At 39.4% G+C, this 19,418-nt stretch carries 18 protein-coding genes; 9 read left to right on the forward strand and 9 right to left on the reverse strand.

Features of this window, described 5'->3' with window-relative positions; translation table 11 throughout:
- The 4 genes from zwf to AACS00_RS11195 all read left to right on the forward strand — a co-directional run bounded on the left by zwf (window position 1) and on the right by AACS00_RS11195 (window position 3,958).
- Window positions 1–1,503: a glucose-6-phosphate dehydrogenase gene (gene zwf / locus AACS00_RS11180; RefSeq protein ID WP_181397563.1), complete on the forward strand. Its 1,503-nt coding sequence runs from the start codon at window positions 1–3 to the stop codon at window positions 1,501–1,503.
- Entirely contained in the window at window positions 1,500–2,216 is a 717-nt protein-coding gene (gene pgl, locus AACS00_RS11185; protein ID WP_110167449.1) for a 6-phosphogluconolactonase, read from the forward strand. Before zwf ends, pgl begins: the two co-directional genes overlap by 4 nt.
- A 13-nt stretch (window positions 2,217–2,229) precedes the next feature.
- Window positions 2,230–3,678 carry a decarboxylating NADP(+)-dependent phosphogluconate dehydrogenase gene (gene gnd / locus AACS00_RS11190; protein ID WP_110167450.1) on the forward strand — a complete coding sequence of 483 codons (1,449 nt, stop codon included), beginning with the start codon at window positions 2,230–2,232 and terminating at the stop codon, window positions 3,676–3,678.
- A 139-nt stretch (window positions 3,679–3,817) separates the two neighbouring features.
- Entirely contained in the window at window positions 3,818–3,958 is a 141-nt protein-coding gene (locus AACS00_RS11195) for a hypothetical protein (RefSeq protein WP_167363661.1), read from the forward strand.
- A 62-nt stretch (window positions 3,959–4,020) separates the two neighbouring features.
- Here AACS00_RS11195 and AACS00_RS11200 read toward each other — a convergent pair whose 3' ends face one another.
- A complete protein-coding gene (locus tag AACS00_RS11200) occupies window positions 4,021–4,923 on the reverse strand; it encodes a LysR family transcriptional regulator (protein WP_110167451.1) in 903 nt (300 codons plus the stop codon).
- A 125-nt stretch (window positions 4,924–5,048) separates the two neighbouring features.
- On the opposite strand from AACS00_RS11200, the gene AACS00_RS11205 reads away from it, so the two are divergent.
- Together AACS00_RS11205 and AACS00_RS11210 are read left to right on the forward strand one after the other, a co-directional pair.
- Complete coding sequence (locus AACS00_RS11205; protein ID WP_110167452.1) at window positions 5,049–5,912, forward strand: MBL fold metallo-hydrolase; 864 nt, start codon at window positions 5,049–5,051, stop codon at window positions 5,910–5,912.
- Window positions 5,906–6,541, forward strand: coding sequence for a DsbA family protein (locus AACS00_RS11210; protein ID WP_110167453.1), 636 nt, complete (start codon window positions 5,906–5,908; stop codon window positions 6,539–6,541). Before AACS00_RS11205 ends, AACS00_RS11210 begins: the two co-directional genes overlap by 7 nt.
- Window positions 6,542–6,634: 93 nt before the next feature.
- Here the strand turns inward: AACS00_RS11210 and katG are convergent, their stop codons facing one another.
- Complete coding sequence (katG, locus tag AACS00_RS11215) at window positions 6,635–8,809, reverse strand: catalase/peroxidase HPI (protein WP_110167454.1); 2,175 nt, start codon at window positions 8,807–8,809, stop codon at window positions 6,635–6,637.
- A gap of 646 nt (window positions 8,810–9,455) precedes the next feature.
- On the opposite strand from katG, the gene AACS00_RS11220 reads away from it, so the two are divergent.
- Together AACS00_RS11220 and gdhA are read left to right on the forward strand one after the other, a co-directional pair.
- Window positions 9,456–9,917, forward strand: a complete 462-nt coding sequence (locus AACS00_RS11220; RefSeq protein WP_072670770.1) for a Dps family protein — start codon at window positions 9,456–9,458, stop codon at window positions 9,915–9,917.
- A 296-nt stretch (window positions 9,918–10,213) separates the two neighbouring features.
- A complete protein-coding gene (gene gdhA / locus AACS00_RS11225; protein ID WP_110167455.1) occupies window positions 10,214–11,566 on the forward strand; it encodes an NADP-specific glutamate dehydrogenase in 1,353 nt (450 codons plus the stop codon).
- Window positions 11,567–11,616: 50 nt separating this feature from the next.
- Here the strand turns inward: gdhA and AACS00_RS11230 are convergent, their stop codons facing one another.
- From AACS00_RS11230 to AACS00_RS11250, 5 genes are all read right to left on the reverse strand, one after another.
- Window positions 11,617–12,453, reverse strand: coding sequence for an EAL domain-containing protein (locus tag AACS00_RS11230; RefSeq protein WP_072670772.1), 837 nt, complete (start codon window positions 12,451–12,453; stop codon window positions 11,617–11,619).
- Between the two features lie 155 nt (window positions 12,454–12,608).
- Window positions 12,609–14,222 (reverse strand): response regulator, encoded by a 1,614-nt coding sequence (locus AACS00_RS11235; protein ID WP_309048872.1) that lies wholly within the window; start codon window positions 14,220–14,222, stop codon window positions 12,609–12,611.
- On the reverse strand, window positions 14,204–15,049 hold the full coding sequence (locus AACS00_RS11240) for a hypothetical protein (RefSeq protein ID WP_146205776.1): 846 nt from the start codon (window positions 15,047–15,049) through the stop codon (window positions 14,204–14,206). The genes AACS00_RS11235 and AACS00_RS11240 overlap by 19 nt, the downstream gene beginning before the upstream one ends.
- Before the next feature lie 75 nt (window positions 15,050–15,124).
- Window positions 15,125–16,186, reverse strand: a complete 1,062-nt coding sequence (locus tag AACS00_RS11245) for a transporter substrate-binding domain-containing protein (protein ID WP_110167458.1) — start codon at window positions 16,184–16,186, stop codon at window positions 15,125–15,127.
- The gene (locus AACS00_RS11250; RefSeq protein ID WP_072670775.1) at window positions 16,183–16,806 is read right to left on the reverse strand and encodes a response regulator transcription factor; all 624 of its coding nucleotides are present in this window, start codon (window positions 16,804–16,806) and stop codon (window positions 16,183–16,185) included. The genes AACS00_RS11245 and AACS00_RS11250 overlap by 4 nt, the downstream gene beginning before the upstream one ends.
- A 350-nt stretch (window positions 16,807–17,156) precedes the next feature.
- Between AACS00_RS11250 and AACS00_RS11255 the strand changes: the two genes are divergently transcribed.
- Entirely contained in the window at window positions 17,157–17,729 is a 573-nt protein-coding gene (locus AACS00_RS11255) for a fimbrial protein (protein WP_072670776.1), read from the forward strand.
- A gap of 49 nt (window positions 17,730–17,778) precedes the next feature.
- On the opposite strand, the gene AACS00_RS11260 is transcribed toward AACS00_RS11255, so the two are convergent.
- Both AACS00_RS11260 and AACS00_RS11265 read right to left on the reverse strand, forming a co-directional pair.
- Window positions 17,779–18,702, reverse strand: coding sequence for an OmpA family protein (locus tag AACS00_RS11260; RefSeq protein WP_072670777.1), 924 nt, complete (start codon window positions 18,700–18,702; stop codon window positions 17,779–17,781).
- Window positions 18,703–18,710: 8 nt separating this feature from the next.
- Window positions 18,711–19,418: a fimbrial biogenesis chaperone gene (locus AACS00_RS11265; protein WP_083544986.1), complete on the reverse strand. Its 708-nt coding sequence runs from the start codon at window positions 19,416–19,418 to the stop codon at window positions 18,711–18,713.

The raw sequence follows: 19,418 nt of genomic DNA on the forward strand, positions 1-19,418 counted from the left end.
ATGGTAATACCTGAAAACAGTTGCATCGTAATTTTTGGTGCATCGGGCGACCTAACCTATCGAAAGTTAGTGCCTGCTCTGTATCATTTATATGCAAGTAAGCAACTACCTGAATCCTTTACTATTTTAGGTGTCAGTCGCACAGAGTACAGTGACGATTCTTATCGTGAAAAATTAAAACGCTCACTGCGTGAATTAGAGCAAACCGAGCCAGCTATTCTTGATGCCTTTTGTGAACATCTTCACTATCAAGCACTTGATACGTCCGACGTGGATGATTATGCCAAACTCTCAACGCGTTTGACTCAGCTCGCTGAGCAGTATCAACAAGATCAACGTAATACCTTATTCTATCTCGCCACCCCACCGAGTTTATATGGCGTCATTCCTGCCTGCCTCGCGGCTCACGGCTTAAATGATGAACAAGACGGCTGGAAGCGCTTGATCATCGAAAAACCCTTTGGTTACGATTTGCAATCAGCCCAAGCGCTCGATATTGAAATTCATCGTCACTTTGCCGAACACCAGATTTATCGTATTGATCATTATTTGGGTAAAGAGACCGTACAAAACCTCCTAGTATTCCGTTTTGCCAATGGCATGTTTGAACCCTTGTGGAACCGTAATTTTATTGATTATGTCGAAATCACTGGCGCGGAATTTTTAGGGGTTGAAGAGCGTGGCGGCTATTATGATGGCTCTGGCGCTGTGCGGGATATGTTCCAAAACCATTTACTGCAAGTGTTGGCGATGGTCAGTATGGAGCCACCTGCAGAAATCAATGCCAACTCTATCCGTAATGAAGTAAACAAGGTTTTACAAAGCTTACAACCTCTTTCAGAGGCTGACTTACGCAATAACCTTGTGTTAGGTCAATATACAGAATCAGAGATTCGTGGCCAATTCTTACCGAGTTACCGAGATGAGCCGGGCGTGGCTGATGATTCACGCACTGAAACTTATGTCGCGCTGAAAATGTTCATCAACAACTGGCGTTGGAATGGGGTTCCGTTTTATGTGCGCTCTGGCAAACGTCTGCCAACCCGCGTCACCGAAGTGGTCATTCACTTCAAACGTACACCTCATCCTGTATTTGGCCAAAATGCCCCTGATAATAAGCTGATCATCCGTATTCAACCGGACGAAGGCATTCAAATGAGCTTCGGGTTAAAAGAACCGGGCGCTGGATTTAAAGCCAAAGAAGTGTCGATGAACTTTCATTACACCTCACTGGCCGAAACCAAAATGCTCACCGCTTATGAGCGCCTTTTACTGGATGCGCTCAATGGTGATGCCACCTTATTCGCTCGTACCGATGCAGTGGAAGCGTGCTGGAAGTTTGTGCAACCGATCCTTGATTTCAAACAAGATCCACAAGCATTGTTTGGTTATGCCTGCGGCACATGGGGGCCGATAGAAGCCGATCAACTACTAGAGCGAGATGGTCGCGCATGGCGTTTCCCTTGTAAGAATCTCACTGACACGGATTATTGTGAACTATGATCAATCATAAAATTTTTCAAACACCACAACAGGTAGTGGATACGCTGGCGGATGAGATGCTGCGCTACAGCCAGCAAAACCACCCCGTACATATCTCCCTTTCTGGCGGTAGCACGCCAAAAATGCTCTTTCAGCGACTCGCAAGTGCGCCCTACGCGGATGCGATTGTTTGGCAAAACCTGCATTTTTGGTGGGGTGACGAGCGCTGCGTTGCGGCGGATGACCCAGAAAGCAACTACGGCGAAGCCAATGCACTACTCTTTAGCCAAGTGGCGATCCCTGCACAAAATATTCATCGTATCCGTGGTGAAGCGGATCCACAAACCGAAGCTGAGCGCTTTGCCGCTGAAATGCTGCAATACATGACTGCCGAGAACGGTACTCCCGTCTTCGATTGGATATTACTTGGCGTCGGTGCAGACGGCCATACGGCGTCACTGTTCCCTGATGTAACCGATTATCATGATCCACATTTATCGGTAGTGGCAACTCACCCTCAATCAGGTCAGTTACGAGTATCAAAAACCGCCAAAGTTTTACAAGCGGCAAAACGGATCAGCTATCTTGTGCTTGGCGCAGGCAAAGCAGACATCGTCCATGAAATTCACACCACTCCTGCCGAGGATTTACCTTATCCAGCAGCAAAAATTCAGTCGACAACGGGTGAAACCGAGTGGTTTTTAGATTTAGACGCAGCGAAAAAGATTGCGTAAAGGAGAGAAATAAATGAAAGGTGATATTGGTGTAATCGGCCTAGCAGTGATGGGCCAAAACCTAATTCTCAACATGAACGATCACGGCTTTAACGTGGTGGCTTATAACCGTACTACCGCGAAAGTGGATGAGTTTTTACAAGGCCCAGCCAAAGGCACCAACATTATCGGTGCTTACTCACTACAAGACTTAGTCGATAAACTCGCCACACCGCGCAAAGTCATGCTGATGGTCCGCGCCGGAGATGTGGTGGATGCATTTATCGATCAATTAGTGCCTTTACTTGATAAAGGTGACATCATTATCGATGGTGGTAATACCAACTTCCCAGACACCAACCGCCGTGTGGCCGCGCTACGGGAAAAAGGCATTCACTTCATTGGTACTGGCGTATCAGGTGGTGAAGAAGGCGCGCGCTTTGGTCCATCCATTATGCCCGGTGGCGCACCAGAAGCTTGGGAAGCGGTGAAACCTATTTTCCAAGGTATTTCAGCCAAAACCGAAGCTGGTGAACCTTGTTGTGATTGGGTAGGTAACGATGGTGCTGGCCACTTTGTGAAAATGGTTCATAACGGTATCGAATACGGTGATATGCAGCTCATCACCGAAGCTTATCAGTTTATGAAAGATGGCTTGGGAATGAACCACGACGAGATGCAACAAGTCTTCGCCGAGTGGAACAAAACTGAACTTGATAGCTACTTGGTGGAAATTACCGCCGATATCCTTGGCTACAAAGATCAAGATGGTCAACCATTAGTAGAAAAAATCCTTGATACTGCGGGTCAAAAAGGCACGGGTAAATGGACAGGGATTAATGCCTTAGACATGGGGATTCCACTCACGCTCATCACTGAGTCCGTATTCTCTCGCTGCTTATCCGCACTTAAAGATCAACGGGTTGCAGCAGAAAAACTGTTTGCAAAGACCATCACACCGGTTGAAGGTGATAAGCAAGAATGGGTTAATGCGCTTCGTCAAGCCTTGTTGGCATCGAAGATCATCTCTTATGCGCAAGGCTTTATGTTGATGCGTGAAGCTTCTAACGAAAATGGATGGGATCTTAACTACGGCAACGTCGCGTTAATGTGGCGCGGTGGCTGTATTATTCGTTCGGCTTTCCTAGGTAATATTCGTGATGCGTTTGAAGCTAACCCAGACATTGCTTTCTTAGGCTCTGATGCTTACTTCAAAGGTATTTTGGATAACTGCCTGGGCGCATGGCGTAAAGTGGCAGCTAAATCAATGGAAGTGGGCATCCCGATGCCGTGCATGACCTCAGCACTCACTTTCCTCGATGGCTACACGACCGCTCGTTTACCGGCGAACTTGCTGCAAGCCCAGCGTGATTACTTTGGCGCACATACCTATGAGCGTATCGATCGCCCGCGTGGTGAGTTTTTCCACACTAACTGGACTGGGACTGGTGGTGACACCGCTTCTACGACTTACGATGTCTAAATCATAGGATAGCGAAAAGGTTGACTATTGATATATTCATCCTTAGTATCTACGCCTAAAAAACAAGCATCAAGGAGGATGTTAACTCAGTTAACATCCTCTATTTTTTAGACTCCAACACCAACATTGAGATCCAAAAATGACCATTAACAAGTTCTATGTATTTGTCCCACAGGCAGTAGAAGAAGACACATATACGGAAAGTGAAGTGCAATCAGCAATGGAAGCTCAACGTCAAGCATTGGTACAACAAGCGCAACAACAAGGCGCACTGGCTTAATTAATAAGCAGAGCTGGCTCATTGCTCGCTCTGCTTACCTCTTTTCTTACCCTACTCTTCAGTTATAAAACAATATCCTGCCAGTCATGGCTAGCGAAGTAATCCGCTAAATGATCGATCAACGCCCTGACCGCCGGTGATAAATGTCGCCTTGACGGATACAAAGCATAAATCGACATGGTTTTTGGCTGCCAGTCGGCTAAAACCGATACCACCTCACCTTTTGCTAACGCACCACTGGTTAAATACGTTGGCTGCAACGCGATACCCATGCCATGTACTGCAGCATGAAGCAAAGTGGTCGCCTCATTGGCGGTCAAACGGCAGCTCACTTCCACCGATTGCAATGTCTCACCTTGCGTGAGATGCCAAATATGTCGCTCGAAATTTTTATATCCTAAACAAGCGTGTTGAGCGAGATCGCTCGGCTGCGTGATCGCAGGATGCGCGGCTAAATAACTGGGCGCAGCCACTAATATCGACTCACATTTTGCTATCGGGCGACCAATTAGCGAGGGATCCGGATCGGCGGCAATCCGAATCGCCAAGTCAATCCGCTCAGCAATCAGATCCGCCGTCTTATCTTGCACATCAATATCGATTTCAACTTGTGGATGCTTGGCGAGAAACGGCTTTACCGCTGGGATAAGCTGAGAAAGACCAAACGACATGCTGGTCGCAATACGGATTTTTCCCGCTAACGACTGGCTATCCATCAATTGATGTTCTAACTGCTGAGCTTGCTCGACCCAGAGTTTAATCGCCTCTAAACACTGCTCTCCAGCAGTGGTTAACGACACCTTACGTGTGGTTCGATTTAGTAATCGCGTTTGTAACCAGCTTTCCATGGTTTCAATATGCCGTGTCACCATCGGGCGCGAAATATCCAGTCGATCGGCTGTGGCCGTGAAGCTTTGTGTAATCGCAACGTCGAGAAATACCTGAGCAGCGGTCAGTTTATCCATCTTATTAGTTCGAATTAAGAAACAATGATGTCAATTATTAGCTATATATCCGAACAAGTCTAATTCGTATGATAGCTCCCGAACCGATAACCGACTTTCGATACTCTATTTTAGGATAAATCATCATGAAAAAACTGACTCTACTGACCGTAACCACACTGATCACCAGCACTGCATTTGCGGCGCAGCAACCTTTAACACTGGACGTATACAACGCCGATGGCAATAGCTTTCATGTCAACTCAACCTTAGTTTACGGCGCAACAGAAGCCATGGTGATTGATACTGGCTTTACCAAAGCCGATGCCTTACGCATTGCCGCTAAAGTCATCGATTCAGGTAAAAACCTAACCACAATTTTTATTAGCCAAGCGGATCCTGATTACTATTTTGGCGCGGAAGTATTGCATGAGCTATTCCCTGATGCGAAAGTCCTCACTACTCCGGGAGTTCGTGCGACAATTGAAGAAAAGCTCGATGGCAAATTAGCGTTCTGGGCTCCGAAAATGGGGACTAACGCGCCAGTGAAACCAGTATTGCCGACCGCTTATCATGGTAAAACACTGACCATTGATGGACAAACGATTGAGATCCACGATGCTGAAGGTGAGCTAGCCCATCGCCCTTACTTATGGATCCCAGCCAACAAAGCCATTTTGGGCAATGTGGCGGTCTACGGTAACGTTCATCTATGGATGGCCGATGCGCAAAGCGATGCGAGCCGTCAAGCGTGGGCACAGCAGCTTGAGCGCATGCAAGCCTTAAAACCAGAAGTGGTGATCCCTGGTCACATGATTGCCGGTACTCAATTAGATGCCTCAGCGATTAGCTTTGCTCAGCGCTATTTAGCGGATTTTGCCCAAGCAAAACAAACCAGTAAAGATAGTCAACAATTAATCAAACGTATGCTTAAGCTTTACCCTGAAGCCGGTTTACCAATGGCATTAGAGATTGGCGCAAAAGTACATATGGGTGAAATGCAATGGTAAAGGTACACTACTTTTTTGACCCAATGTGTGGCTGGTGTTTCGGTGCTAGCCCACTACTAGAAACACTGGCTGAAATGCCGATTATCACACTCAAGTTACATCCGGGTGGGATGCTGCCACGCTCCGAATTGGCCGCCGAGTTTCGAGCGCATATATTAGAGGCAGACCAACAGATTAGCCTGGTGACAGGACAAGTTTTTGGTGAAGCGTACCGCTCACGAATTGCCAGTCAGCAACCGCTTATCGTTGACTCTTACCTTACCGCTCAGGCCATCATTGCCGCGGAAGCATTGCAAGGCCTAGGATTGGCGATGTTGAAAAAAACTCAGCAAGCCCATTATCAGCTAGGATTAACCGTTGCCGAGCCAGAAGTATTGGCTCAGTTAGCAAGCCAATTAGGTATTGAGCACGATAAATGGCACAACGCTATGCAGCAAGCCAAATCTGATTTACCGGCCACGATTGCCAATAGCAAACAACTGATGGCTCAGTATCAATTACGGGGATTCCCATCGATGATGATTGAATTGGCAAATAGACAGTGGCGCTCCGTACAGCCGAGTGCCTACTATGGTAAACCTGAAGCGTGGCAAGCTTTTTGGCAGTCAATGGTAGCCGCTTCATCCTAGCCAGATTCTCTTAACATCTAGCCATAAGGCGACTAAAAAATAGCCCCCAGATTTGGGGGGCTATTGACGTTTACAGATTAAATCAATCAATGCTCATAACAGATCAAAACGATCGGCATTCATTACTTTGCTCCAGGCAGCAACGAAGTCATGCACAAATTTTTGCTGGTTATCTTGTTGCGCATAAATCTCAGCGTAAGCACGTAAAATCGAGTTTGAACCGAAGACTAAATCGACTCGTGTTGCCGTCCATTTCGCCTGACCCGTTTTGCGGTCACAAATCTCATACGAGTTACGCCCCGTCGGTTTCCATGTATAACGCATGTCGGTTAAATTAACGAAAAAGTCGTTACTTAATACGCCGACGTTATCGGTCAATACACCATGCTTTGTGTCGCCATAGTTAGTCCCTAGTACACGCATACCGCCGATCAGCACCGTCATTTCTGGAGCGGTTAAACGCATCAACTGTGCGCGATCCAATAGCAGCTCTTCAGGCTTGACCACATAATCTTTTTTCAACCAGTTGCGGAAACCATCAGCAAGCGGCTCGAGGACATCAAACGAAGCAACGTCCGTTTGCTCAAGCGTCGCATCACCACGACCAGGAGCAAACGGTACGGTGATAGCCACGCCGGCCGCTTTAGCCGCCATTTCTACCCCAAGGTTACCAGCCAGCACTATGGTATCAGCGACACTGATCCCTGCTTCAGCAGCAATCTTTTCTAATACCGCTAACACTTTCGCCAAACGCTGTGGTTCGTTCCCTTGCCAATCTTTCTGTGGCGCGAGACGGATCCGCGCACCATTCGCACCACCCCGCTTATCGGATCCTCGGAAAGTACGAGCACTATCCCAAGCGGTGGAGACCATTTCGCTGATACTTAAGCCGCTGGCGGCAATTTTCGCTTTCACCGCATCAACGTCATAATCGCTACGTCCCGCTGGAATTGGATCTTGCCAAATTAACTCTTCTTTAGGAACATCAGGACCAATATAGCGAGCTTTAGGTCCCATATCACGGTGCGTCAGTTTGAACCAAGCGCGAGCAAACACTTCAGAGAAATAAGCCGGGTCTTGATAGAAACGCTCAGAAATCTTGCGATAAGCAGGGTCCATTTTCAGCGCCATATCGGCATCAGTCATGATTGGGTTATAGCGAATACTTGGATCTTCAACATCAACCGGCTTATCTTCTTCTTTGATATTAATGGGTTCCCATTGCCAAGCGCCAGCTGGGCTCTTTTTCAGTTCCCAATCATAAGTAAACAGCAAATAGAAATAGCCGTTATCCCATTGAGTTGGATGGGTTGTCCAAGCCCCTTCAATACCACTGGTCACCGTATTACGACCGATGCCACGCTTGGTATGATTCATCCAGCCTAAGCCTTGCTCATCCAGTTCAGCGCCTTCAGGGGCAGGTCCTAAATTCGCCGCATCGCCATTACCATGACATTTACCAACAGTATGACCACCAGCGGTCAACGCAACCGTCTCTTCATCATTCATTGCCATGCGTTCAAAAGTAACGCGCATATCATGCGCAGTTTTCAGTGGGTCAGGATTACCATCAACCCCTTCTGGGTTGACATAAATCAGGCCCATCATTACTGCCGCTAATGGGTTTTCCAGATCACGCTCTCCCGAATAACGGCTGTTTTTAGCGCCACTCGGTGCCAACCACTCTTTCTCTGAACCCCAATAAATGTCTTTTTCTGGATGCCAAATATCTTCACGACCAAAAGCAAAACCAAAGGTCTTAAGACCCATCGATTCATAGGCCATGTTACCGGCAAGGATCATCAAATCAGCCCAGCTGATTTTATTGCCGTATTTTTGCTTGATGGGCCACAGTAAACGGCGAGCTTTATCTAAGTTGGCGTTATCTGGCCAAGAGTTGAGAGGAGCGAAACGCTGGTTACCCGTACCCGCACCGCCGCGGCCGTCAGCAATACGATAAGTTCCGGCCGAGTGCCACGCCATGCGGATCATTAAACCGCCATAATGCCCCCAGTCAGCTGGCCACCAATCTTGGCTATTGGTCATTAACGCTTTCAGGTCGTTTTTTAAGGCATTAACGTCGAGTTTTTTTAATTCTTCACGGTAATTAAAATCAGCCCCCATTGGGTTTGTTTTCGCATCGTGTTGATGCAAAATGTCAAGATTGAGCGCTTTAGGCCACCAATCCATATTGGTCATGTCATTGGACGTCACGCCACCATGCATAACTGGACATTTGCCACCTGACGAGGTGTTATTGTTTTCCATGATCTTCTCCTTGCGACACATTGCTTCGATGAATCATCATCTTAACGGGTAGATTTCTATCAAAAAATCTTATGCTTTCATTACGTTACTTTTTGCTCTAGTACACTTTAGAACAAACTGAATCTTCTGCCATCAATAAACTTGCGTACCTTCACGAGTTAGAGAAAATCTTCTCAACGTTCAGTGCGTTATGCATAGAATAGACAATATCGCTTATGGCGGCTAATCGCCTCGAACGATTAATCTGATAGGTAACTGTCCAAATAACTTGAAGATTCAGCAAGGTAGGTAGATAGTAGTTGGATGGCATTCGATAACATTAACCATAATCAAACTGGATTACATCTATCACGAGTTCTCTCTCATTATGTGAAGTATGCATCGATGCTTACACCTAAACCCGTTGACGTCGCAGGCAGTGGTAAGAGCATTTACTCCATGAACATCGATAACTATGGACATGAAATAAGCGAAGTAAACCAACGCTGCGGCCTCAACTAAGAAAGCTCTATACTTAAACAACTTGGCGTTACGGGTCAATGGTAACGAATTCCCCATATTAATAGACAACAATATGGGGCGAGCTAACCTAGCTACCAGCACGTAAGTTCAAGTTGCAAAGGTATAGTCAATAAAGGAGATAAAGATGAATATTGGTATCAATGAATCTGATCGCATTAACATTGCCCAAGGACTAAAACGGTTACTCGCCGATTCGTACACCCTGTACCTACAAACCCACAATTTCCATTGGAACATTACTGGACCACAGTTTCGTGAACTGCATTTAATGTTTGAAGAGCACTACACAGAGCTTGCGGTGGCAGTGGATGATATCGCCGAGCGTATTCGCTCTCTAGACGTGGCTGCGCCAGGAACCTATAAAGAATTTGCCGAGCTTAGCTCAATTAAAGAAGTGGTAGGATTAACTGATGGCGTGGAGATGGTTAATATCCTTACTGAGTCTCATGAGCAAGTGATCCGTACCTGCCGTGACGTACTAAAACTCGCTCAAGCGGCAGACGATGAATCTACCGCTTCACTGGTCTCTGACCGAATGCGTGTCCATGAAAAAACGGCGTGGATGTTGCGCGCGACTTACCGATAAGCGCCCGTATAGCATCAACCGTTTAACCGGTTATCAATGCTAAACTGCTGATATCAACAAAGGGATGCGACGGTTCATCCCTTTTTATTTTCCTCCTCGCAAAAAATTCCTCTTCCCTTTGTTTTTCCATAGATTTTTAACCACTTTCCGTGCATTATTTCTCATCATTGACAGTTATAAAAATAACCAAAGCTCAGCCTGTTACTGTCAATAACGAGGAGGCGGTATCGCTATCATCATTTGATGACCAACGAATACCGTCCAGTATCAAAGGATAACATCACAAGGACCACATCGTGACTTATATTCATAACACCATTGTCAAATTACAAAAAACAAGTCCTGCACAAGCTGAATTTTATCAAGCTGTAGAAGAGATCTTAGATTCTTTACAGCCCATTCTAGAAACCAACGATAAATACAAACAGCATGCGATTATTGAACGAATTGTTGAGCCTGAACGCCAAATCATGTTTCGAGTGCCTTGGGTAGACGATCAAGGACAGGTTCAGGTCAATAAAGGCTATCGTATTGAGTTTAACTCTGCTTTAGGGCCATACAAAGGAGGGCTACGGTTCCATCCTAGCGTCAATGCCAGCATCATTAAATTCTTAGGCTTTGAGCAAATTTTTAAAAATGCATTAACGGGCTTACCGATTGGCGGTGGTAAAGGTGGAGCCAATTTCGATCCTAAAGGCAAATCCGACGGCGAAATCATGCGCTTTTGCCAATCGTTTATTAATGAGTTGTATCGTCATATCGGACCGACATGCGATGTTCCGGCTGGCGATATTGGTGTTGGCGCCCGTGAAATTGGTTATATGTTTGGTCAATACAAACGGTTAACTGGCCGTTATGATGGGGTCTTTACTGGCAAAAGCTTACTGTGGGGCGGCTCTTTGGTACGTAAGGAAGCCACCGGTTATGGCTGCGTTTATTTCGCACAAAATATGTTGGAAGATAACGGCCTCTCGCTAAGCGGGAAAACTTGCTTAGTTTCCGGCGCTGGCAACGTCGCGATTTACACCATAGAAAAACTCTACGAACTGGGCGCAAAACCGATTACCTGCTCAGACTCTAACGGGACGATTTATCATGAAACCGGGATTGATTTAGCCACGTTAAAAACATTAAAAGAAGTGCGTAAAGTGCGCTTAGAAGAGTATCTCACTGAGCATCCTGACGCTTGCTATATCCCAGCCAGTGATTATCCACAAGATGGGCACGCCGTCTGGCGCTTTCCAGCTCAGTTAGCCTTCCCATGCGCGACACAAAATGAACTAACGGAACAAGATGCACAGGCTCTTATCGCCAATGGTATTATCGGTGTCTCTGAAGGGGCCAACATGCCATCCACTCAAGACGCTGTAGAAGTCTTTCTTGCCGCTAAAATTTATTACGGTCCGGGGAAAGCCGCAAACGCTGGCGGCGTAGCCACCAGTCAATTAGAGATGGCGCAAAACGCGAGCATGCAAACGTGGAGTTTTTATGAAGTCGATGAAAAACTCAAAGTCATCATGAAAAACATTTACCGCAACGCTCGTGATACGGCAGCAGAATTTGGTGAACCACATAACTTAGTGCTAGGCGCTAATATCGCGGGGTTTCGTAAAGTTGCCGATGCAATGATAGAGCAAGGCGTGGTTTAAAACGTGATTTAAAATAATGCCCTTAATGCTGGGGCTCTGGCATTAAGGGATCAACCAATAAGCTCGGAACACTGACGATTTAAACCAGAAATCGCTAACTGCAGTGCTTCTTTAGGCTTTACCGGCATACTATACAAGAAACCTTGCACGAAAGTGACACCCAACTTTTTTAAAATAGTTGCCTGATATGGCGTCTCTACTCCCTCGACAACAAGATCTATATCCAAACTGTTAGTAAAACGGACCATAAACTCAATAAACATTTGGTTCTTATCATCATCTAAATTGATAAGAAATTGACGATCAAGCTTAATCTCACTGAAAGCATGAGAAATTAGTTTATCAAAATTGGATTCTTGGCTACCGAAGTCATCCATACTAACACCAAATCCATTAACTCTAAGCAATTGTAAATTATTTTTCAAAAAGTCTGGAGAATAGTCGCTACAAGGCTCTTCTGTTAGCTCAATAACTAAATAATTAGATGGTAAATTAGCATGTGAAAAAGTGTTAATTAGAAGATCAATAACCTCGGGATCGGCTAAAAGAAACTTGGAAGCATTGATAGATACTGGTTTTATTTTTTCAACTAAGTATGACTGCCTGACCAAAAAATCTATTGCATTTGATAATACAAAATTAAAAAAATCTTTTTCTAAATCATTCTTTTTTATGAATAATAGGACTTCATCAAGTGATAGTTCTAGAGATAAAGGCGAAACAACTCTTGTTAAAGCTTCAAACCCAACGATTTTATTTGTTAAAATATCTACTTTAGGTTGAAAATATGTCTCAATAATATTAGAAAAGATGACCAGTTTATCATCATAATTAAAAAACTGATTAATAATATTTTCTTTTTTAAATTTTACTTGTATAACAGGCATGAAAATTAAACTTATTATCATATAACATTAATGATATTTTACTTACTTAAAAATTTAAATGAATAAGAAAAAACCACAAACATCGTAGGAAATGACAACCAGAAACAAGGGGAATTCTTACAAAACTTAGCTTAATATTAGAAAGAGGAAGACCATTAATAAGTTTGCATTTCATTTTTTATTTGACCATTAATTATTGATGTTAGTGATATTAAATCTTTTACATGAGACTCAGCCTTTTCTAAAGATAATGAATCTTCAATATTGCTGCATTTCTCTAAAATTTGTTTACAGCCGATTATATTTGCACCGCTTTTCATCTTGTGTGCAATCGATTTGCATCTAATAAAGTTTTGTTCATTAAATGCACTTTCTAAATCTTTAATATCTTCTATATTGACAATTAAAATTTGCTCTAATATTTTTTTATTAAGCTCTAGGTTACCTGATGTTAATGCATTAACCATATCTATATCAAAAAATCTTTCTTCATTTTTTTTAAGATCATATTCAACTATTTCTTTATTAGTAAGAGCTTCATGGATAGCATTATTTAAATCATCAATCGTAATCGGCTTAAATAAACAACCATTCATACCAGCCGCCAAACAATCATCAATAATTTCTCTTTGAGCATTCGCGGTATAACCTATAATATATATTGATTCGATATCATGTTCCTTTTCATAACATCTAATTTTCCTTGCTAATTCATAACCATCCATTTCAGGCATATTACAGTCTGTAATAACAAGGTCAAACTTATCTAGCATATAAATATCTAAAGCTTCTTTCCCATTAATTGACTGTACTACACTATGGTTTAAATACTTTAACTGTTCTGATATCAACAACCTATTAGGTGCATAATCATCAACTATTAAAATTTTATATCTCTTATTTTCAACTTCAATACTATTTTTTTCTAAACTAACAGCATTATCTTGCTTATAGATATTAAAATTTAATACAATACTTATTTTTGTTCCTATATTCTCTCTACTTTCAATATCAAAACTAGCAGACATCAAATCACATATAGCTTTAGATATCATAAGACCAAGACCAGTTCCTCCTTTTCCATCATGATTATTCGCTTGATTAAATGCTTGAAAAATACCAGCCATATCATGATCAGGTATACCTATACCCTGATCTGTAAGCATGATTTTTATCTTGTAAGTATCATTACTCTTTTCTATTAAATATACACTTAAATTAACACTTCCTTTTTCAGTAAACTTTATAGCATTAGCTACAATATTTACTAATACCTGCTTCATTCTTGCATCATCATATATTAAATCCTCTCTTATATTTTCGTCAAAATCGAGGTTAAACTTTATACCTTTCTGAATCGCCAGATAGGAGTATATTTTATAAACAGAGTATATTGTATTTTTAAAATTGTTTTTTTCAGGCATTAATGTTAATTTTCCTGATTCTATCTTTGATATATCAAGAATATCACCAATCAAATCTAATAAATCATTTGCTGCCTGATAAGCTATATCTATTGATTGAATATCAAACTCATTTGTTTTATATTTTTTAATTACCAACTCTAATAGTCCAAGAATAGCATTTATTGGTGTTCGAATTTCATGGCTCATTGTCGCAATAAATCTACTTTTAGCAACATTTGCTGAATCGGCTTGTTCTTTAGCGCAGGATAATTGTTCAAGAAGACTAATACGTTCACTTACATCAATCCATCCACAAATAATACCACTTACGGAATTATCATCTTTTAAACTAAAAGGCTGAATCCAATGATATACATGATATTTTTGCCATACTTAATAATCTCTCTATCTTTAAATATAGTAATGTTATCATTTAAAGCTTTCTGATGATCTAAATGAATTTCTTGACGGAAACTATCAGAAACAAAGCTATTAGATGTATATTTCCCTAATAGAGATTTGTTACTACCATTAATAAAATCTAAATAACTTTTATTATGTAAAATATAATCTAAATCTTTATTTCTAGCATAAATAGGATGTGGGATACTATCAATAACTATTTGAATAAAATTAAGTTGCTCGATTAACTTCTGTTTAACAGATAATCTTTTCCTATAATTAGAAATGATAATAAGACTACTAAGAGCTATAACTATAATTATAATTATAATTATAGCTGAGAAAAATAGAGTATACACTGTATATTGATAATCTTTCCAATTTTGCTTAGCCGGTAATGCATTTTTTTGCCACCGATTGGCAATAATTTTAACATCATTAGCTGGTATATAGTCTATAAACTCTGAAAAAAGATTTATCATTTCATAATTATTATTAAGCATTGCAATACTTAAAGTCGCAGCAGGTATATCAGTAATTATTCTTTGTATATATAAACTATCCTGGAAAAAATGATTTATATAATAATTTGCTAACATTAATGGGGCAACTGTCACGGCATCACCATCTGAATTAACAACATCATTCAAAGCATCTATATAAGATTTTGCTGGTACCACATTTACATGATGATTAATTAACTTTATTTCATCTGTAAGTAAGTGTCCTCTTGGCATATAAACTGTAGATACATAATTTGATTTAGTATTTGACTTTGCAACAATCACATATGACGAACTTAAAAAACTTTTTGTAAAATAAAAATCTCTCGCTTCAGATGGTGTTAAAGCACTAATATCAGCCTAACCACTTTTTAATGCACGAATTTGTTCTTCAATCGAATCCTTGAAAATATATCTAAAATTAACGCCAGTATATATTTTCATGAGTTCTAATAATTCAATTAAAATTCCTTGTGGTTGGCCATTGTTTCCGATATAACTAACAGGCGCTGAATACTTAGAAAGTGCAACTTTAATTTCTTGATTATCATCAACATATTTACTGGCCATATATCGAGCATCTTCTAAAATCGCCTTGCTCGGAACAGAAACCCCACCGCCATTCCAATTCATCTTTAATAAGGTTTTTAAATTGGTATCAGTAGAAAGTAAAATTCTATTTAATATATCTAATAGAATTTTATTATTTTCATTCAGTGCAAATGCAAATCCTTTAGAATCAAATCCAAGAAGATCTTTAAATGATATATTATCGATAAACTCACTATTTATTTGATAATTGACAGAAAACAAATCAATAACCATTGCATCAATATCACCATCGATTAATGATGAAACGAGTTTTTGAGGAGTTCGATAATGTATTAGCTGCACTCCAGGATAACGATTAAATATAACTTCATCCGGTAAATACTCATAAAATATACCTATTTTATTTATTTTACTTCCTCTATCATTTGTGTTTATAAAAATAGAAGGTATATCACTCTGATATGGCACTGTTAATACTAAACCTAAAAGACTATCATAGTCATTAGATGATGTTAATAAATCAATTTCCTCATTTTTAATTGCCTCTATTGCATCTTTTCTAGAATTAAATCCAATAAGTTGTGTTTTAATACCTAGTAATAGTTCAACTAATTTTAAATAATCAGCAGTTATCCCTTCATAGTAAAAAGATGTTCCATCATTGGAAATATCATATGGTGGAAAATCTTTTTTTACAAAGCCAACTCTAACGACTCGCCCCCTTAACCAAATACTTTCTTCCTCAGAAAGGTAAATTTTAGGTAAGTTATAGTTATTATATTGCAATGTACTATACAGTTGTACACCGTAAGTTCTAGAAAATATTTGGCTTGAAATGAAAATCAAAAAAAATAGAATAATCTTATTCATAAAACACCATTTTTCCTAGCGACATCGATTAATTCTACAATATTGCTTATGTTAAGTTTTTCAAATATCCTAGTTTTATAAGTGCTAATGGTTTTGCTACTCAGTAACATTTGCTCTGCTATTTCTTTATTAGTTAATCCCGATGCTAAAAATTTAAACACCATCATTTCTCTTGCCGAGAGAATAGATAAAGAATGAGATCTTTCTTCTTTTCTTTCATAACTATTATATGAAAATGAAGTGTCTGGAAAGAACTTATAACCCGATTGAATAGATCTAATCGCAGTTAATACTTCTTCGATCCCTTCCGTCTTTGATAAATAACCAGATGCACCAACTTGCATACAAAGATGGATAAAATGTTCAGATGACTGCGAAGTTAATACCAAAAATCGTGTTTTTAAATTTAAAGCCTTACAGCGTTCGATTACTTCCATACCATCTAAAGAGGGAATATTTAAATCAATTACAACAATATCAGGAGTAAGTTTTTTGATTAACTGTAATGCATCTATACCATTTGTAGCCTCTCCAACAACCTTAAATTGATGTTGTTCTAACAAAATTTTTGTTGCTAAAAGCACAACAGGATGATCATCAACTAATAAAATATTGCTCATAAAATGTTACTCTAATGTTTAATTTATAATTGGTTAATCAAATAATCTTATAAAATATATATTAATTTGATTAAATATTTTCAAAGCCGCTAATCATAAAACAAATTAACCTATATGTCTTAGTATATACCTAGATCACACTCTTTGCAGAAAAAACCTACAACAAAGAAAGAAACCAGAAGACCAAATGAAGAGCATTCTTATTCTAAATAAAAACAATAACAATATTCATTTACAAAAGTAGGATTAAGATAGAATTTACGTAGGACTTATCTTGCTTTAAAACCTTGTCGGATATTTATTATACAATACGATATTATTACCTACTTATCGTGTATGGAGCTATTTATATGAGAAATTTATCATCTAAAAAACTGGCTATTTATTTACTAATAGGGAGTATTAATGCTCATGCTAATATATTAGAAATTAGTGGTAAGATTAAACATCCAACTTGTCAAGTAAAAGTCAATAATATTAACCAGTCTCCTATTATAACATTACCAACGATTAATATAGGTCAGTTGAAAAATGAGGGGGATTCTGCCGGTGAAACTACATTTGAGATCACTCTGTATGATTGCCTAAGAAGTATGACCTTAGAACAACATTGGGATGTTAGATTTTCTCCATGGGGAATTGATAAAAATAGGGATTTACTGATTCCTGGCTTCATTCCTACAATGTCAGGTACAGTAGAAGGTATCGGACTGCAAATTTTAGACTCACCTTCAGGGTCCCCCCTTGATAATGAATTTATTGGTGGCATGTTAATTGGTTACCAAGCAAAAAATGCAATAAAAATTCCACCGGGAGAATCTGAAGGTTCACACAACTTTGTTGTACGTTACTTGTCAATTAGTAATAATCCTTTACCAGGAAAACTGACTAGCTACTTACAATATGCGGTAACGTATTTTTAAAAAAAATCCCACGTCATAAATGACGTGGGATTTTTATAGCTATGATGAGTTATTTTTGAATAGATAACGTAACTCGTCTATTTATCGCCCGCCCCTCAGGAGTCGAGTTATCTCCTTTCGGGAATTCTACACCATAAGCGAAAATTGACAAATACTCATCCTCAATAGAATAATCCATTTTCAGCTTATTCATTATAAATTCTGCTCTACGTTTAGATAAATTCTTATTATAATTTTCATTACCTATATTATCGGTATATCCTGAAATTATAATATATTTATTATTATCACTAGCGTATTCTAAGAAATTTTTCAGTTTATTATAATCAACTAAAATAGGCTTAGACGAGTCAAATGGGAAATAAAATGAAACTGATGAAACTTTTATTGCCTTTTCTTCTTCTGGTTCATTTTTTGTTAAAATTTCAATATCTGGAGTAGTACCATGGGTAACAGTTTCACTATCAATTCTATTAATAATAGCATTTCTTGTTTTAAATCTATAACCTAATGTCAATAAACTCATCGCATCTTGATTGTATGAATTTTCAGAAAAAACCTTTCTCATTTCTGCGGTCAAGTAAATATTGCTATTTATAACATAATTAATACCTATGCCAAAATGAATTTGATTTTCTTTATCCTCAGGATAATTAACTCTAGCTATATCACCAGATAGAAATAACGAAGTCCCCGCATTACCATTAAAATAATATCGGCCACCCAACAAATAACTCTTATAGTCCAAGTCAGAAACTGCCTTAGTGTTTAGATAATTAAATTGAGTACTCCATTTTTCTGTTATGAAGTACTCACCACCAATACCAAGAAATTTCTCATCTTCTATTCCTCTATTATCATCATTCCATAATTCACCAAAAGATGTATGGAGTTTATAGTTTGTCAAATTTTTTGCATGTGTAGCGAAAGAAAAAACTATACAAGAAAAAATTATAATCATTAAATTTTTCATATCATATCTTATAAAGTTAAATTTTTAGAAACATTAAAAATAAATCCAGAATCATCAATGATATTCATATTTATTTCATTTTTTTTAGGTCTATTTAATAAATCCACTGTATAAATACTATTTGGTCTTACAATACTTGGAAAATTATCTAAAACCTGTTCGTCGATAACAGCACTAGCAAAGTTAATATGAATGGGTGTTTTGTTTTCTATTTTAAGTAAATGCTTGATTTCACCAGCGTTATCTTCTGATATGAGAGTGAAATAAATTGATCTTATCATCTCTGAATTTGATTTACTAATTAATGGTGCTCGATAAAATAATTTATACTGTTTTTGCATAGTTAATATTATTTTATCATTCGATGCTGTATCGATTGGGGGTATTTCATATAAGTTTAGCCAGTATAATTTTTCCTCTTCATATTCAACCTGAGATACATTAATCAATTGTATTATCTGAGAAGCACCTGGTTTTAAATTAAAAAGAGCCGGCTTTGTAATAACTGGAGCTACAGCACTATCCGGTTTATTATTTAAGTTACCATCATCAACCCAAGACTGAACGATCACATCGTAGTCATTTGTGTTCATCACTATCACTGATTGTGACAACTTAGAAGAATCAAAAATAACTCTTGTTCCCTCCATTGTTACTCCTGATAAAACTGGGTTTACAAAGAGTAAACTTATAAAACAAAGAATAGTGCTACGCAT

This window comes from Vibrio sp. 11986-1-5 (genome assembly GCF_963878025.1).
In the GTDB taxonomy this organism is placed as follows: Bacteria; Pseudomonadota; Gammaproteobacteria; order Enterobacterales; family Vibrionaceae; genus Vibrio; species Vibrio injensis.

What these genes read in the sequence shown, in the direction of transcription:
- zwf (WP_181397563.1), top strand. Translation starts at nt 1, where the DNA reads ATGGTAATACCTGAAAACAGTTGCATCGTAATTTTTGGTGCATCGGGC.
- pgl (WP_110167449.1), top strand. Translation starts at nt 1,500, where the DNA reads ATGATCAATCATAAAATTTTTCAAACACCACAACAGGTAGTGGATACG.
- gnd (WP_110167450.1), top strand. Translation starts at nt 2,230, where the DNA reads ATGAAAGGTGATATTGGTGTAATCGGCCTAGCAGTGATGGGCCAAAAC.
- AACS00_RS11195 (WP_167363661.1), top strand. Translation starts at nt 3,818, where the DNA reads ATGACCATTAACAAGTTCTATGTATTTGTCCCACAGGCAGTAGAAGAA.
- AACS00_RS11200 (WP_110167451.1), bottom strand. Translation starts at nt 4,923, where the DNA reads ATGGATAAACTGACCGCTGCTCAGGTATTTCTCGACGTTGCGATTACA.
- AACS00_RS11205 (WP_110167452.1), top strand. Translation starts at nt 5,049, where the DNA reads ATGAAAAAACTGACTCTACTGACCGTAACCACACTGATCACCAGCACT.
- AACS00_RS11210 (WP_110167453.1), top strand. Translation starts at nt 5,906, where the DNA reads ATGGTAAAGGTACACTACTTTTTTGACCCAATGTGTGGCTGGTGTTTC.
- katG (WP_110167454.1), bottom strand. Translation starts at nt 8,809, where the DNA reads ATGGAAAACAATAACACCTCGTCAGGTGGCAAATGTCCAGTTATGCAT.
- AACS00_RS11220 (WP_072670770.1), top strand. Translation starts at nt 9,456, where the DNA reads ATGAATATTGGTATCAATGAATCTGATCGCATTAACATTGCCCAAGGA.
- AACS00_RS11230 (WP_072670772.1), bottom strand. Translation starts at nt 12,453, where the DNA reads ATGCCTGTTATACAAGTAAAATTTAAAAAAGAAAATATTATTAATCAG.
- AACS00_RS11245 (WP_110167458.1), bottom strand. Translation starts at nt 16,186, where the DNA reads ATGAATAAGATTATTCTATTTTTTTTGATTTTCATTTCAAGCCAAATA.
- AACS00_RS11250 (WP_072670775.1), bottom strand. Translation starts at nt 16,806, where the DNA reads ATGAGCAATATTTTATTAGTTGATGATCATCCTGTTGTGCTTTTAGCA.
- AACS00_RS11255 (WP_072670776.1), top strand. Translation starts at nt 17,157, where the DNA reads ATGAGAAATTTATCATCTAAAAAACTGGCTATTTATTTACTAATAGGG.
- AACS00_RS11260 (WP_072670777.1), bottom strand. Translation starts at nt 18,702, where the DNA reads ATGAAAAATTTAATGATTATAATTTTTTCTTGTATAGTTTTTTCTTTC.
- AACS00_RS11265 (WP_083544986.1), bottom strand. Translation starts at nt 19,418, where the DNA reads ATGCGTAGCACTATTCTTTGTTTTATAAGTTTACTCTTTGTAAACCCA.